Below are 14,539 nucleotides of genomic sequence, written 5' to 3'. Positions count from 1 at the left end.
GCGTGCGGGCTCCGATCCTACTCGCCTGAAACGGTCGCCCCAAGGCCATTGGGCGAGCGTCGTGCAACAGATCGGAACAGGCACTAGCATCGCGCCCGCATCGCATCCCCCCATCCCAGACAAGGAGACTCCCATGGACATGTACGCCGCCACCGTCCCGGTGTTCGACCGCATGCTGAGCAACATGCAGACCTGGATCCGCACCGCGCGCGATCACGCCCTGGCCAAGGGCTTCGACGAATCGGTCTACCTGACGCTGCGCCTGGCGCCCGACATGCTCCCGCTGCCGCGCCAGGTCCAGATCGCCAGCGATGCGGCGAAAAGCGGCGTCGCGCGACTGGCCGGCATCGAGGTGCCGAGCTGGCCCGACAGCGAAGCCACGCTGGAAGAGCTGATCCAGCGCATCCAGAAGACGCGCGACTTCATCAAGTCGGTCAACGCCGAGCAGATCAACGGCTCCGAGACCCGTGCGGTCAGCGTGCCGCGCCGCGACAAGGAGCCGCTGCAGTTCCAGGGGCAGGACTTCACCCGCTTCTTCAACCTGCCCAACTTCTTCTTCCACGCCACCACGCTGTACGCGCTGCTGCGCCACGCCGGCGTGCCGCTGGGCAAGATGGATTTCCTGGGTCAGCCGAAGTAATCAGCCGAGCAGGCGTCGCAGCAGGCTCTTCCCCTGCTCGAGCTGCCGATTGAGCGCGATCAGGCGCGCCTCGGCTTCCGCCTGGTCGACGCTCCGGGCCACTTCCGTGTAGATCGCCGTCCGCAGGTGCCACAGGTCCTGCGGATGCCGGGCATGGACGATGTGCCGGAGCAGGGCGCGCACGCGCTCCTGCGTGTCGACATCGGCATCGTCGGCCAGGTCGGTGACGCTGGCGCGGAAGGCTGTGCGCAGCCGGGCCATCGCCCGGGCGCTGGCCTGGGGCCGGCGACCTTCGCCGGGCCACAGCCGCATCAGGCTCTGGAAGATGGAATCGCCGTTGCGCCGCCGCGTCGGCGCATCGTTCATCGCCGCGCCGCCGGCACCGCCGGGGCGGACCGCCGGTTCCGTCCAGGTCTGGGTCTCCACCGCCCGCGTCTCGAAATCGTCCGGCGCCACGGAATCCACCGCTTCCGCCGCTTCGACGATCTCATCCCAACGGGACAGGCTCGGCATCGCTTTCATAGGCTGCGTTCTTCTTGTCCTGGTTGATCGGACGCGCGTCCCTCGACGTCCCTTTGCGGGCTTGCTCTATCGCGCGGCGTCCGGACTTCTGAGTGCCCGGATCGCGAGACGATTGTGGAAGTCGGCCATGTAACAAGAAGCTCGAATAAGGCGGTGACGGGGGCCTCAAATCGTGCTCAAGTTCTCACTCCGGCGGCCGATAAAGGGCTGAATGGGCGGGTCGCCGGTGTCCGCGGCGCGCCCAGGGCGGAGATCCCGGGCGGGGAAATGGGTGGTCGGCACCGTCCATTTGCCGGGATGCTTCCGGGAACGCACGGACACAATCCCGTACAGGCGGCCCATGGGCCCGAGCCGGCACGTCCGGCCGTGCCCGCCGGATCGCTCCACCGTGCCTCGAAAGCCCGATCACATGGACATCGCCCACCCCAGCATGCCGAACTTGAGCGTTCCCGCCCCGCTGGCCCAGGAATGGGAGCAGTTGCTGACCCGTGCCCGCGAGGGCTCGCTCCCGCTGCCGGAGCTGATGGACCGCGGCAATTTCTTCCAGGGCCAGAATCTTGGCGATGCCGCCGCCCATCTCTATGAGACGTGGCTCGCGCAGGAGGGCCAGCCGCCCGCCGCGCGTCTGGTGGCGCTGTACAACTGGGGCACCGTGCTGGGCAACATCCAGCAGCACGAACGCGCCGAACAGGTCTATCGCCAGGCGCTGGCGATCAGCCCGACCTTCGCCCAGGCCCGTCTGAATCTCGGTCATCAGCTGGAGCACCTCGGGCGTGTCGACGAAGCCCTCGGCGCCTGGCGCGAGGTGTACGAAGGCGCCGGCCCGATGGAGGCCCTCGGTGCCGACCAGACCGGCCTGCGCACGCACGCCCTGAACAACGCGGCCCGGCTGCTCGAAGTGCAGCGTCGCTACGACGAATCGGAAGCGTTGATGGTGCGCAGCCTCTCGCTCAACCCCGAGCAGACGGACGTGATGCAGCATTACGTGCACATCCGCCAGAAGCAGTGCAAGTGGCCGGTTTACGAGGCGTTCGGCGAAGTTACGCACAACAAGCTGCTCATTGCGACCTCATTGCTGGCGACGCTGAGCGCCACCGACGATCCCGCCCTGCAGATGGGCGCCGCGCAGCGCTTCGTCCACGAGAAGGTGACGAAGCAGAAGGAGGCGCTCTGGCGCCATCCTGTTTCCGTGGCCGCGCGCCAGCAGGGGAAGCTCAAGATCGGCTACCTGTCCGGCGACCTCTGCATGCACGCCGTCGGCCTGCTGACCGCCGAGCTGTACGAACTGCACGACCGCGAGAAGTTCGAGATCCATGCCTTCGACTGGAGCCGAGACGACGGCACCGCGCTGCGCAAGCGGATCCTGATGTCCATGGACAAGGTCTGGCGCCTGAATGCGATGGACGATGCCACCGCCGCCAAGCTGATCGCGCAGGCGGGGATCGACGTGCTGGTCGACCTGCAGGGCCTGACCAGCGGCGCGCGCCCCAACATCCTGGCCCATCGGCCGGCGCCGGTGCAGGTCAGCTACCTGGGCCTGCCTGCGACCTCGCTGCTGCCCGGCGTGGACTGGATCCTGGCGGATCGCTTCACGATGCCGGCCGAATACCTGCCGTACTGCAGCGAAAAGCCCATTTACCTGCCACATTGCTACCAGGTCAGCGACCGCAAGCGCGAGATCGGGGCGACCCCCACGCGCGCCCAGTACGAGCTGCCCGAGGACGCCTTCGTCTTCTGCTCGTTCAACAACAACCACAAGATGAACGCCGAGGTGTTCGGCGCCTGGATGCGCATCCTGCAGGGCGTGCCGAACTCGGTGCTGTGGCTGCTGGCGGACAACGAGTGGGCCAAGGCCAACCTGCGGCGCGAGGCCGAGTCCGCAGGCGTCGATCCATCGCGGCTGATCTTCGCCCCGCGCGTGGCGCCGCCCGACTACCTGGCGCGCTTCCAGCTGCCGGACCTGGTGCTGGACACCTTCCCGTACAACGCCGGCACGACCGCCAGCGACTGCCTGTGGATGGGCACCCCGATCCTGACCCGCTCCGGCCGCAGCTACATCTCCCGCATGTGCGGCAGCCTGCTGACGGCGGTGGGCCTGCCGGACCTGATCACCTTCTCGGTCGAGGAATACGTCCAGCGCGCCATCCAGATCGGCCTCAATCCTGGCCGTGCGAAGTCCTACAAGCGCTACCTGCGGGACGAAGGGCGCAACAGCGCACTTTTCGACATGCCGGCGATCGTTCGTGACATCGAGCGCGAATTCGAGCAATTGGCCCTCGCGCATCGAGGCTGAAACTGAAAAGATTTGATCAATGAACCGGCCGCACGACCCCTTCTTCGACGGTGACCAGCGCGCCCGCGGCCCCGGCCTGCGCCTGGCCGCGGAAGATGGTCAGCGTGCGCCCGGCATCCCGGACGCGCCGCACGACCCGCTCGCGGACCTGGCGCAGCAGCCGGCCGTCGATCCGCTGCTGCAGTGCCTGTCCTGGCTGACGCAGCATCATGGCCGTGCCCGGTCGGTCGAATCGCTGCGTGCCGGCGCGCCCGTCGAAGGCGCGCTCAGCCCCGATCAGGCCATCCGCCTGATGCGCGAAGCCGGCTACAACGCCGGCCTGCTCCGCAAGGGCATCGAGGAAATCAACCAGCTGCTGCTGCCCGCGGTGCTGCTGCTCAACGGCGGCGACGCCTGCGTGCTGGTGCGTCGCCTGGACGACGACGGTTCGGGCGCGGTCCGCTACGAGGTCGTGTTCCCCGGCCCCGAGGCCGCCAGCTGCGTCGCCCCGGCCTCCGAGCTGGACCAGGAGTACAGCGGCTTCATCCTCGCGATCGCTCCCCAGGAGGTCTCGCAGGCCAAGCCGATCGCCGGCGCGAAAGACGACACCCCGCTGCTGCAGGCCGATTCGCACTGGCTGTTCGGCACGCTGAAACGCTTCATCCCGTACTACCGGTCGGCGATGCTCGCCGCGCTGCTGAGCAACGTGCTGATGATGGTGTCGGGCCTGGTGACCTCGGTCATCTACGACAAGGTCATCCCGCACCAGGCTTTCGTCACGCTGTGGACGCTGGCCGTCGGCGCCGGCCTGGCGCTGGTCTTCGACCTCTTCGCGCGCCAGCTGCGGGCTCACCTGATCGACCTCGCCGGCCGCAAGACCGACCTGATCGTCGGCGCCAAGCTGTTCCGCCAGACCCTGGGCGTGCGGATGGAGCACCGCCCCGCATCGGCCGGCTCCTACGCGCATTACTTGGCGCAGGTGGAAGTCGTCCGCGACTTCTTCACCTCGGCCACGATGTCGGTGCTGACGGACCTGCCGTTCGTGGTGCTCTTCGTCGCGATGACCTTCATCATCGGCGGCCCGCTGGGCTGGGTGCTGATGGCGGCGATCCCGCTGATGCTGCTGATGAGCTTCGGCATCCAGGGCTACCTGCGCCGCGCGATGCGCACCAACATGACCGAGGCGGCCGACCTGCACGGCACGCTGGTCGAGGCGCTGGAAGGCCTCGAGGACCTCAAGACCACCGGTGCCGAAGGCCGCTTCCTGCGCCGTTACGAGCACAGCACCGCCATCGTCGCCGAGTCCGCGCTCAAGGCCCGCACGATGGCGAGCTGGAGCATGAACATCTCGATGACCATGCAGCAGGCGATCAACCTCGTGATGCTGGTCTGGGGCGTCTACCTGATCAACGAGAGCGTCATCAGCGCCGGTGCGCTGATCGGCGCGGTCATGTTCGCCGGCCGCGCCACGGTGCCGCTGAACAGCCTCGTGAGCCTGGCGACCCGGTACCAGGGCGCCCGCGCGGCGATGCTGTCGCTGAACTCGGTGATGAGCGCGCCGGTGGAGCGCGACTCCACCCGCAACTACGTCCCGCTGAACCAGATCACCGGCCGCATCGGCCTGAACGACATCGGCTTCTCGTACCCGGCGCAAGGCGACGCGCAGTCGCCCAAGGTACTGCGCAACGTCACCATGCGCGTGCAACCCGGCGAGCGACTCGCGATCCTGGGCCGCATCGGCAGCGGCAAGTCGACGGTGCTGCGCATGCTGGCCGGTCTGTACCAGCCGACCGAGGGCCACGTCGAGATCGACGGCATCGACCTGCGCCAGGTCGACCCAGCGGAATTCCGCAGCAAGGTCGGTTTCGTGTCGCAGGAGCCGCGGCTGTTCCACGGCACGTTGCGCGACAACGTCCTGATGGGCCGCCACGTCGATGCGCAGCGGCTCGTCGAGGTCGCCAAGCTCACCGGCCTGGACCGTGTCGTCGCCGGTCACCCGATGGGCTGGGACCTGCCGGTGGGCGAGATGGGCTCGCTGCTGTCCGGCGGCCAGCGCCAGCTGGTGGCGCTCGCGCGCAGTCTCGTCACCAAACCGCAGATCCTGCTGATGGACGAGCCGACCAGTTCGATGGACGCGCAGTCCGAGATCGCCTTCCTCCGTCAGCTGCGCGACGCCGCCGGCGACTGCACGCTGATCATGGTCACGCACCGTCCGGCGGTGCTGGAACTCGTGTCGCGGATCGTCGTCGTCGATACCGGTCGCCTCGTCATGGACGGTCCGCGCGACCAGGTCCTGGCGGCGCTCTCCGGCGCCCGCCCGCCCGGCCAGCCGCAGCAGCAGCAACCGCAACCGGGCCAGCAGCCGCAGGCCGCGCCCGTTCACGTCCATCCGGCCGCGCAGGCGGTGAACCGCGCCGCGTCGGTGTGATGGCCGTCCGACGCCCGATCTGAAGAAGTCCGCCCCATGTCGCAGTCCCGCACCCTCAGCCGCGAAGAAGGCCTGTTCGTCGGCAGCGTCCAGTCGGCGCTGATCGACGAGCCGCTGCCGCGCGCCGTCTGGGCGCTCTACCTGATGGCGGCGGTGCTGCTGGTGGGGCTGGCCTGGTCGTCGATCGCGACGGTCGACGAGGTCACCCGCAGCGACGCGCGCATCGTGCCCGACGGCAAGGAGCAGGTGATCGCCAGCCTGGAGTCCGGCACGCTGGGCAAGCTGCTGGTCCATGAAGGCGAGGAAGTCGAGGCTGGCGAGGCCTTGGCCGAACTTGATCCGACCCGCGCCGAGGCCGCCGAGAACGAGAGCCAGGCCAAGCGTCTGGGTCTGATGGCGCAGGTCTCCCGCCTGCGCGCCGAGGCGCTGGGCGTGCCGCTGAAGTTCCCCGACGAGGTCAAGGGCGTGCAGCGCCTGGTCGACAGCGAGACCGAGGTCTTCGACACCCGCCGCCGCGTCCTCGAGGAGGCGACCGCCAGCATCAACCGCAGCATCGGGCTGCTCGCCACCGAGCAGAAGATGGCGCAGGACATGGCGTCCAAGGGCCTGATGTCCAACGTCGAGGTGATGCGCGTCACCCGCCAGGTCAACGAGCTGCAGCAGCAGCGCAACGAGCGCATCAGCCGCTTCCGCCAGGACTCGAGTTCCGAACTGTCGAAGGCGCAGACCGACCTCGCGCAGCTGGACGAACAGCTCGTCGTGCGCCGTGACGCGGTCACGCGCTCGGTGCTGAAGTCGCCGGTCAAGGGCCTGGTCAAGAACATCAAGATGAACACGGTGGGCGGCGTCGTCACGTCCGGCACGCCGATCATGGAGATCGTCCCGATCGGCCCGCGCATCCTGATCGAGGCGCGCATCAAGCCCAAGGACATCGGCTACATCCAGGTCGGGCAGACGGCCATCGTCAAGCTCAACGGCTACGACTTCAACGTCAACGGCGGCCTGCACGGCAAGATCGAGTACGTCAGCCCCGACGCGCTCGGCGAGACCGAGAAGAACAACGAAGGCACCTACTACCGCGTGCTCATCACGGCCGAGCGCAACACGCTGCGCGCCAAGGGCGAGCCGCTGCCCGTCATCCCCGGCATGACGGCGATGGTGGACATCCGCACCGGCGAGCGCTCGGTCCTGAGCTATCTGCTGCGGCCGATGCTGAAGTCCAAGGAAGCGCTGCGAGAGCGCTGAGTCAGGGCTGAAACAGTCCGGTTGCGCGCCGCTTATCGGCGCTTCGATTTCCCGCTGGAATGGTCCAGTAGAGGCATGGGAAATTGCTTGCAGTACGCGTGACCATGACCGACACCACCCGTCGCCGCAGCCTGCGGCGCGCCTCGATCTCCTCCTTCCGACTGAGCGCCGGCGCGACCGTCGTCCTGACGGCGCTCTGCGCGTTCAGCGCGTCCGCCTGGGCGCAGGATCCGCCGCCCAGCCGCTGCTCGGACGAGCGCACGCTGCCGCCCGCGCAGCTGTCCGCCAAGGACACGGCGCTGCTGGATGTCGGCGACTCCGATCCGCGCGCCCAGTTGCAGGACCTCGTCAACCGCTCGCTCAACCGCAGCAAGGCGCTGGGCGCGACCCGGCTGCTCACGCTGGCGGCCGAGGCCGACTTCGAGGAAGCCAAGTCGCAGCGACTGCCGACGGTGACGATGGGCATCACGGCCGGTCACACCGGCACCGTCGTGCCGGGCAACGGCTCGATCGACAACTCCAGCGGCCTCCAGGGGCGCGGCTCGTTGAGCGTGACCGCGCCGATCTACGACTCCGGCCGCATCACCAAGCTCACCGAGTGGCGCTCGCAGCTGCTCGAGGCCGCGCGCTACGGCCAGTCGAGCGCCGAGGAGCAGGTCGCCCTCCAGACCGTGTCGCTGGCGCTGGACCGCGGGCGCTATCAATTGCAGGCGCAGGTCTACAGCCAGTACGTGCGCAAGATGTCCTGCCTGGTCGAGGCCCTGGAGATCATCACCAAGGCCGACCGAGGCCGCGCCAGCGAACTCGTGCAGGCGCAGAAGAGTCTGCAGCAGGCCGACCTGTCGTATGAGCAGACGACCTCGGCGCTGCGTCAGACCGAGGTGAGGCTGAAGCGCTTCGTCGGCGACGATCTGCCGCGCGGCGCGGCCATGAGTTCCGTGCTGGCACGCCTGCCCGATCTCAACGAGATGCTGGCCGACGTGATGGTGTCGCCCGACGTGTCGGCGGCCGCGGCGCAGGCTCAGGCGCAGCGCAGCTACGCGGAATCGGTGCGCGCCGGGCAGCAGCCCAGCGTGAGCCTGCTGGTCAGCGGGAATTCGACGATCGGCCAGGCGCGGCAGACCGACTGGATCGGCGGCGTCACGGTCAACATCCCGATCGTGCAGCCGGGCGCCGACTCGGCGCTGACCTCGGCGCGGCGACGCGCGCAGGCGGCCTCGCTGCAGCGTGACGAGACGATCGAGGCCAAGCGCTATCGCGTGCAGGAGATGTACGAGGCCGCGTCCTCGTCGCTCGACCGTTCGCGTCGGCTGGTCGACATCCTGCGCAGCAGCGAGCGCGTCCGCGGCTTCACGCTGCAGCAGTGGCAGCAGCTCGGCAAGCGCTCGCTGTTCGATGTGATGGCGGCGGAGGGCGACTACTACTCGAACCGCATCGCGCACGTGAACGCGCTCTACGACGCGCAGCAGGTCGTGGCGATCATCTGGTCGCAAGGGCGCGGCGTGGTGACGCCGCTGCGTTGAGCAGGAAAGAGAATCGGAAACGGAAAAGCCGCCCCGAGGGGCGGCTTTCGCATTCAGCCGAGGCTGATTACTTGCGCAGGGCGCGACGGCGTTGGGCGAAGCCCACGCCCGCCAGGGCCAGGCCGACCAGGGCCAGCGTGCCAGGTTCCGGCACGTTGATGACCAGCGAGCCGTCCAGGGTCGACTGACGGATCAGGCCGCCGCCGGAGTTCCACAGTTGGTCCGGGGTCGGGATCGGGGGATCGACGTTGGTGTCGAGCACCCAGCTCACCGAGATGCTGTTGTTCAGCCAGTTGCTGTACAGCGAGCCCAGGCCTTCGCCGGAGTTGAAGAAGTTCTGGATGAAGGTGTCGCCGCCAGCGTAGCTGTAGTCGACATAGCCCTTGACATTCAGGTTGGTCAGCTGGATGTCCGAACCCGTGACGATCAGGCGCAGAACTTCCTTGCCGTTGTTCGGATCCGTCGCAGCGCTCTGATAGAACACGCTGAAGACGCCGCTGGTGTAGGACACGTAGTCCGACACGCCGTCGCCGGTGGAGTCCACGGTCGTACCGACGATCTGGTACGAGTAGGTCAGGCCCCACGCGCCGCCCAGGCCGCCGACGTTGCCGAAGCCGTAGGCCGGGAAGCCCACGCCGCCGACGAAGCCGTTCAGGTCGGTCGGGTTGACCGGGTTGTTCAGCGAATCGATGTTGGTCTGCGCCGGCGCGTTCGGGTAGTTGAACGAAGCGGAGCCGCCCGACAGCGTGGTGTGCGTGCCGGCCGAGAAGCCGTACGAATTCATCACCGACGGGATGTTGGTGTCGATCACCGTGGTGCCGGGGGTGGCCGGCGAGCCCAGATAGATCGAGGTCGCCAGGGTGCCGCTGTAACCCAGCTGGTCGAACACCGTGGTCTTGGTCGAGCCGTTGGGCTCGGGATTGAAGTCCTGCCCGGTGTTGATGTACAGCGGTGCTGCCATCGCCGGCAACGTCGCGGCTGCCAGCGTCATCGCTGCCAGTGCGAGCTTTGCTTGCTTGAACATGTGTCTCTCCTTGAGGATGCGTCTTGCCAGAAGCACGTTAGGAAGCGGCACGTGCCGGCTTCTTGGCGGACATCAAAGCGACAACCGTGCCAGCGAACTTTCATCGTTTTAAATCAACGACTTAACATTCTGATGCGGGAATCTTCGACGGGTCCTGTCAAGTTTTTCGACAGCGGTCTGGCCCGCATATCGGGGGGTGTCGAGGGGGGAGGGAGCCGCCGGCCGTCCGTTGCCCGAGGGCCGGCGCGGGCGCTTTTCAGCGTTTTGCCGTCATGGCGCGAGCGCATACTCCTCGCCTGCGCTGTGCGAACCGATTTCGCGTGGTCCGGCGGCGGCGCGATTCGAATAAAGGGAGACCCCATGACGCGAGACACTCCTTCCGGTTTCGTCTTCGATTACGACCGCGCGTTCTCGCGCAATATCGGCTGGGTCACGAAGGACGAACAGCAGCGTTTGCGCCGGGCGCGCGTGGCGGTGGCTGGATTGGGCGGCGTCGGCGGTGCGCATGTGCTGGCGCTGTCGCGCCTGGGGATCGCCAATTTCAATATCGCCGACTTCGATGAATTCGACGTCCACAACATGAATCGCCAGGCGGCGGCATTCATGTCGTCGATGGGCCGCCCCAAGATCGACGTGGTCGCGGAAATGGCCCGCGACATCAATCCGGAAAGCGACCTCCGTCTTTTCCGCGAGGGCGTCACCGACGCCAACCTCGACGAGTTCCTGAAAGGGGTCGACGTGTATGTCGACAGCCTGGACTTCTTCGTCCTCGAGGTGCGCCGCAAGGTTTTCCGCCGCTGTCGCGAGCTGGGCATTCCCGCGATGACCGCCGCGCCTCTGGGCATGGGCACCGCGTTCCTGTACTTCAGCCCGACCGGGATGAGTTTCGAGGACTATTTCCAGGTCGAAGGCCGCGACCACGAGGATCAATATGCGCGCTTCATCGCCGGGGTATCGCCGGCGATGCTCAGCCGCCAGTATCTGGTCGCGCCCGAGGCGGTGAATTTCAAGGAGAAGCGCGGGCCCTCCACCGGCATGGCCTGCGAGTTGTGCGCGGGGCTGATGGGCACCAGCGTGCTGAAGCTGCTGCTGAATCGCGGCGCTTTGCGCGCCGCGCCGTGGGGCATGCATTTCGACGCCTATCGCGGCCGGCTCAAGCACACCTGGCGGCCCTGGGGAAATGCCCATCCGCTGCAGCGCCTGCTGATTGCGCTGATCAAGCCGGTGCTGCGCGGGAAATAGCGACTGACGCTTCCCGCTCGCGGGTTTTCCATGACGCTGTCATGAGGTTTTCCGCGAGGATTTCGAAGCGGCTTCACGCCGAGTTGTTTCGGGGGTGTATCCGGACGGTTCCCCGGGGCGGATCCGCTAGCACGGAAATCGCTCACGTCAGGGAGGGATCGCCCTCAGTCCAGGGGGTTCCACACCCGTGCGCGCTGAGGTGCAATCCGGTCAGCTTCCAGAGGGGTGGACATGGTGAAGAACACTGGATTGAAGATCGCTTCCGTCAAGGCGGCACACGCCGCGTTGCTGGCCGCCGCCGCGGCGCTCGCCGGCTGCTCGACCACCGGCAACCTGCCGCCCGCGCCGGTCGCCGCCTCGCAGGCGGACTACAGCTACGTCGTCGGTGCCGGCGACCAGCTCAACATCATCGTGTGGCGCAACCCGGAGCTGTCGCTGACGGTGCCGGTCCGCCCCGACGGCAAGATCGCCGCCCCGCTGATCGATGAGCTGCAGGTGCAGGGCAAGAACTCGGTCGAGGTCGCCCGCGACATCGAGAAGCAGCTCGGCAAGTACGTGCGCGATCCGGTGGTGACCGTGATCGTGACCAGCTTCGTCGGCCCGTACAGCGAGCAGATCCGCGTCGTCGGCGAAGCCGCCAAGCCGATGTTCCTGCCCTACAAGCAGAAGATGACGCTGCTGGACGTGATGATCGCCGTCGGCGGCCTGACCGACTTCGCCGCCGGCAACTCCGCCTCCATCCTGCGGACCGCCGAGGGCAACAAGCAGTACTCCGTGCGCCTCAAGGACCTGATCCGTCGCGGCGACGTGTCCGCCAACGTCGAGATGCGTCCCGGCGACATCCTGATCATTCCGCAGAGCTTCTTCTGACCGTCGCCCGGACGGCCGCGCGCGCGGCCCTCCGGGTCGCCGGGGTCGGCCAGGGGGCGTGCCCCGGATCGTTTCCCGCATTTCCCGCAGTATCGGCCCGCCCCGAACCGGGCCCCGCCGGCGCTCCCGCCGGTGCAACCGAGATCGCCGCATGGATTCCCTCATCGCGCAACTGATGGCCGTGTTCAAGCGGATGTGGCGCTACCGCTGGCCGGGCCTGATCGCGTCGTGGCTGGCCGCCATCGCCGCGGCCGTCGTCGTGTTCGTGGTGCCCGACCGCTACGAGGCCAGCGCGCGCGTCTACGTCGATACGCAGTCGATCCTCAAGCCGCTGATGTCCGGCATGGCCGTGCTGTCCAACACCGAGCAGCAGGTCAACATGCTCAGCCGCACGCTGATCAGCCGGCCCAACGTCGAGAAGCTGGTGCGCATGGCCGATCTGGACCTGAAGGCCACCAGCAAGTCCGACCAGGAAGCGCTCATCGACCGCGTCACCCGCAACCTGTCGATCCAGACCGCCGGCAACTCGGCCAACAACCTGTACCTGCTGTCCTACCGCGATTCGTCGCCGGAGACGTCGAAGAAGGTCGTGGCCTCGCTGCTGTCGATCTTCATGGAGTCCAGCCTGGGGGCCAACCGCAAGGACAGCACGACCGCCGCGACCTTCCTGAACGAGCAGATCAAGACCTACGAGACCAAGCTGGAGGAGGCCGAGGCGCGCCGCAAGGAATTCCGCCTGCGCAACCTGCAGCTGACGCAGGCCGACGGCAAGGATGCCGCCGCGCGCCTGGCCGAGGCCAGCAACCAGCTCGAGGCCGCCCGCCTGCAACTGCGCGAGGCCGTCAACGCCCGCGACGCCGCGCGCCAGCAGATCGAGGCCGAGCGCAAGCGCAGCCAGCCCGGCACCAGCCTGCAGAGCCTGATGCAGGAGAGCGCGCAGAAGTTCGCGACGCCCGAGCTGGACAACCGCATCGTCGAGCTCAAGCGCAACCTGGACCAGCTGCAGCAGCGCTACACCGACGCGCACCCGGACATCGTCAACGTCAAGCGCCAGATCCGCGATCTGGAAGAGCAGCGCCGCAAGGAAGTCGCCGACCTGCAGAAGGCCGCGCTGGCCAATCCGGTGCCGACCGGCGGCCCCAACGACAGCCTGGCCAACCAGGAGCTGGCCCGCATCCTGGCGGCCAAGGAAGTCGAGGTCGCGCAGATCCGCGCCCGCGTCGACGAGTACGGCTCGCGCTACGCCTCCGCGCAAGGCTCGATCAAGCTGGCGCCCCAACTGGAGGCGGAGTTCTCGCAGCTGAACCGCGACTACGACATCATCAAGAAGAACTACCAGGAGATGGTCGAGCGCCGCGAGTCGGCCTCGCTGTCGACCGACCTGGACAACACCTCGGGCGTCGCCGATTTCCGCATCATCGACCCGCCGCGCGCGTCGCCCAAGCCGGTGTCGCCGAACCGCCTGATGCTGCTGGCCGCCGGTCTGGTGGTGGCGGCACTGGCCGGCCTGGTCACGGCCTTCGCCGCCAGCCAGATCCGTCCGGTCTTCCACGACCTCAACGAGCTGCGCCACCGCCTGGAGCTGCCGATCCTGGGCGCCGTGTCGCGCCAGGAGACGCGCGAGGACCGGCGTCGCCAGAAGGTGGACCTGCTGCGTTTCGGTGTCGCGTCGGGCAGTCTGGTCAGCCTGTACGCGGTCGGCCTGATCGGCATGGCCATCTGGATCAGCCGCCAGGCCGGGTGAGGGGAGCTTTCGCATGACGAGCCTGATCGAACAAGCCGCCGCGCGGCTGGAACAACTGAAGCAGGCCGGCGTCGACGTCGGCCTGGCCACGGCGGCCGCACCTGCGACCGTGCCCGCGACCTCGCCGCCTGCGCCTCACGTGGCGCCCGCGGTCGCACCGGCAGTGCTGCCGGCTGCCGCGCCGGCGGTGATCCGCGCCCCTGGCGACGCGACCTCCAAGCGCGTCGACCTGGACCTCGAGGCGCTCGCCGCCCAGGGCTTCCTGACGCCGAACGCGCCGCGCACCGTGATGGCGGACCAGTACCGCAACATCAAGCGCCCGCTGATCCGCAACGCGATGAACAAGGGCGCCTCGTCGCTCAATCACGCCAACCTGATCATGGTGACCAGCGCGCTGCCCGGCGAGGGCAAGAGCTTCACCTCGCTGAACCTGGCCATGTCGATCGCGGCCGAGTTCGACTCCACCGTGATGCTGGTCGACGCCGACGTCGCCCGCCCGTCGATGCTGCGCATGCTGGGCCTGCCGCCCGGCCCCGGCCTGCTCGACGTGCTGGAGAAGGAGGCCGACATGGCCAGCGTCCTGCTCAAGACCAACGTCGACAAGCTGACGCTGCTGCCCAGCGGCCGCCCGCATGCGCGCGCCACGGAACTGCTGGCCAGCGATGCGATGACCGCGCTGCTGGACGACATGGCCAAGCGCTATCCGGACCGGATCATCATCTTCGACAGCCCGCCGCTGCTGCTGACCACCGAGTCCCGGGTGCTGGCCACGCACATGGGCCAGATCGTCATCGTCGTGCAGGCCGAGCGCACGCCGCAGAGCGCCGTGCAGCAGGCGGTCGCTGCGATCGAGCACTGCCCGCTGAAGATGCTGCTGCTCAACCAGGCCAGCAACAAGCGCAGCAGCGGCTACGGCTATGGGTACGGCTATGGCTACGGCTACGGTTATGGGTACGGCAGCGCGGATGGGCAGGGCCATGCGCCGGACGCCGCGCCCAGCACGGCCGCCGGCCCGGATCGGGCCTGACA

General features: G+C 67.8%; 11 protein-coding genes. 9 read left to right on the top strand and 2 right to left on the bottom strand.

Going from position 1 to position 14,539, the window contains the following annotated elements; genetic code table 11:
• Positions 1 to 133: 133 nt before the first annotated feature.
• Complete coding sequence (locus AC1VNM_RS12260; RefSeq protein ID WP_483107093.1) at positions 134 to 640, top strand: DUF1993 domain-containing protein; 507 nt, start codon at positions 134 to 136, stop codon at positions 638 to 640.
• On the opposite strand, the gene AC1VNM_RS12255 is transcribed toward AC1VNM_RS12260, so the two are convergent.
• On the bottom strand, positions 641 to 1,162 hold the full coding sequence (locus AC1VNM_RS12255; protein ID WP_483107092.1) for a hypothetical protein: 522 nt from the start codon (positions 1,160 to 1,162) through the stop codon (positions 641 to 643).
• 439 nt (positions 1,163 to 1,601) lie between these two features.
• On the opposite strand from AC1VNM_RS12255, the gene AC1VNM_RS12250 reads away from it, so the two are divergent.
• The 4 genes from AC1VNM_RS12250 (at position 1,602) to AC1VNM_RS12235 (ending at position 8,630) form a co-directional block, all read left to right on the top strand.
• Positions 1,602 to 3,455, top strand: coding sequence for an O-linked N-acetylglucosamine transferase, SPINDLY family protein (locus tag AC1VNM_RS12250; RefSeq protein WP_483107091.1), 1,854 nt, complete (start codon positions 1,602 to 1,604; stop codon positions 3,453 to 3,455).
• 19 nt (positions 3,456 to 3,474) lie between these two features.
• Entirely contained in the window at positions 3,475 to 5,862 is a 2,388-nt protein-coding gene (locus AC1VNM_RS12245) for a type I secretion system permease/ATPase (protein ID WP_377153379.1), read from the top strand.
• A 36-nt stretch (positions 5,863 to 5,898) separates the two neighbouring features.
• Entirely contained in the window at positions 5,899 to 7,107 is a 1,209-nt protein-coding gene (locus AC1VNM_RS12240) for an HlyD family type I secretion periplasmic adaptor subunit (protein WP_377153381.1), read from the top strand.
• Between the two features lie 104 nt (positions 7,108 to 7,211).
• Positions 7,212 to 8,630: a TolC family protein gene (locus AC1VNM_RS12235; protein ID WP_483107090.1), complete on the top strand. Its 1,419-nt coding sequence runs from the start codon at positions 7,212 to 7,214 to the stop codon at positions 8,628 to 8,630.
• 67 nt (positions 8,631 to 8,697) lie between these two features.
• On the opposite strand, the gene AC1VNM_RS12230 is transcribed toward AC1VNM_RS12235, so the two are convergent.
• Complete coding sequence (locus tag AC1VNM_RS12230; protein WP_377153386.1) at positions 8,698 to 9,654, bottom strand: PEP-CTERM sorting domain-containing protein; 957 nt, start codon at positions 9,652 to 9,654, stop codon at positions 8,698 to 8,700.
• Between the two features lie 303 nt (positions 9,655 to 9,957).
• Between AC1VNM_RS12230 and AC1VNM_RS12225 the strand changes: the two genes are divergently transcribed.
• From AC1VNM_RS12225 to AC1VNM_RS12210, 4 genes are all read left to right on the top strand, one after another.
• Positions 9,958 to 10,896 (top strand): ThiF family adenylyltransferase, encoded by a 939-nt coding sequence (locus AC1VNM_RS12225; protein WP_483107089.1) that lies wholly within the window; start codon positions 9,958 to 9,960, stop codon positions 10,894 to 10,896.
• A gap of 231 nt (positions 10,897 to 11,127) precedes the next feature.
• Positions 11,128 to 11,766 (top strand): XrtA/PEP-CTERM system exopolysaccharide export protein, encoded by a 639-nt coding sequence (locus tag AC1VNM_RS12220; RefSeq protein ID WP_377153390.1) that lies wholly within the window; start codon positions 11,128 to 11,130, stop codon positions 11,764 to 11,766.
• A gap of 151 nt (positions 11,767 to 11,917) precedes the next feature.
• Positions 11,918 to 13,510, top strand: coding sequence for an XrtA system polysaccharide chain length determinant (locus tag AC1VNM_RS12215; protein ID WP_377153392.1), 1,593 nt, complete (start codon positions 11,918 to 11,920; stop codon positions 13,508 to 13,510).
• 13 nt (positions 13,511 to 13,523) lie between these two features.
• A complete protein-coding gene (locus AC1VNM_RS12210; RefSeq protein WP_483107088.1) occupies positions 13,524 to 14,537 on the top strand; it encodes an XrtA-associated tyrosine autokinase in 1,014 nt (337 codons plus the stop codon).
• Positions 14,538 to 14,539 lie beyond the last annotated feature (2 nt).

The organism is Mitsuaria sp. MSU3D (assembly GCF_056867975.1).
This window is presented reverse-complemented; position numbering and strand designations above follow the sequence as displayed.

Bases quoted from the DNA above. Each gene is read 5' to 3' on its own strand.
- AC1VNM_RS12260 (WP_483107093.1), top strand. From the start codon at position 134: ATGGACATGTACGCCGCCACCGTCCCGGTGTTCGACCGCATGCTGAGC.
- AC1VNM_RS12255 (WP_483107092.1), bottom strand. From the start codon at position 1,162: ATGAAAGCGATGCCGAGCCTGTCCCGTTGGGATGAGATCGTCGAAGCG.
- AC1VNM_RS12245 (WP_377153379.1), top strand. From the start codon at position 3,475: ATGAACCGGCCGCACGACCCCTTCTTCGACGGTGACCAGCGCGCCCGC.
- AC1VNM_RS12240 (WP_377153381.1), top strand. From the start codon at position 5,899: ATGTCGCAGTCCCGCACCCTCAGCCGCGAAGAAGGCCTGTTCGTCGGC.
- AC1VNM_RS12235 (WP_483107090.1), top strand. From the start codon at position 7,212: ATGACCGACACCACCCGTCGCCGCAGCCTGCGGCGCGCCTCGATCTCC.
- AC1VNM_RS12230 (WP_377153386.1), bottom strand. From the start codon at position 9,654: ATGTTCAAGCAAGCAAAGCTCGCACTGGCAGCGATGACGCTGGCAGCC.
- AC1VNM_RS12220 (WP_377153390.1), top strand. From the start codon at position 11,128: ATGGTGAAGAACACTGGATTGAAGATCGCTTCCGTCAAGGCGGCACAC.
- AC1VNM_RS12215 (WP_377153392.1), top strand. From the start codon at position 11,918: ATGGATTCCCTCATCGCGCAACTGATGGCCGTGTTCAAGCGGATGTGG.
- AC1VNM_RS12210 (WP_483107088.1), top strand. From the start codon at position 13,524: ATGACGAGCCTGATCGAACAAGCCGCCGCGCGGCTGGAACAACTGAAG.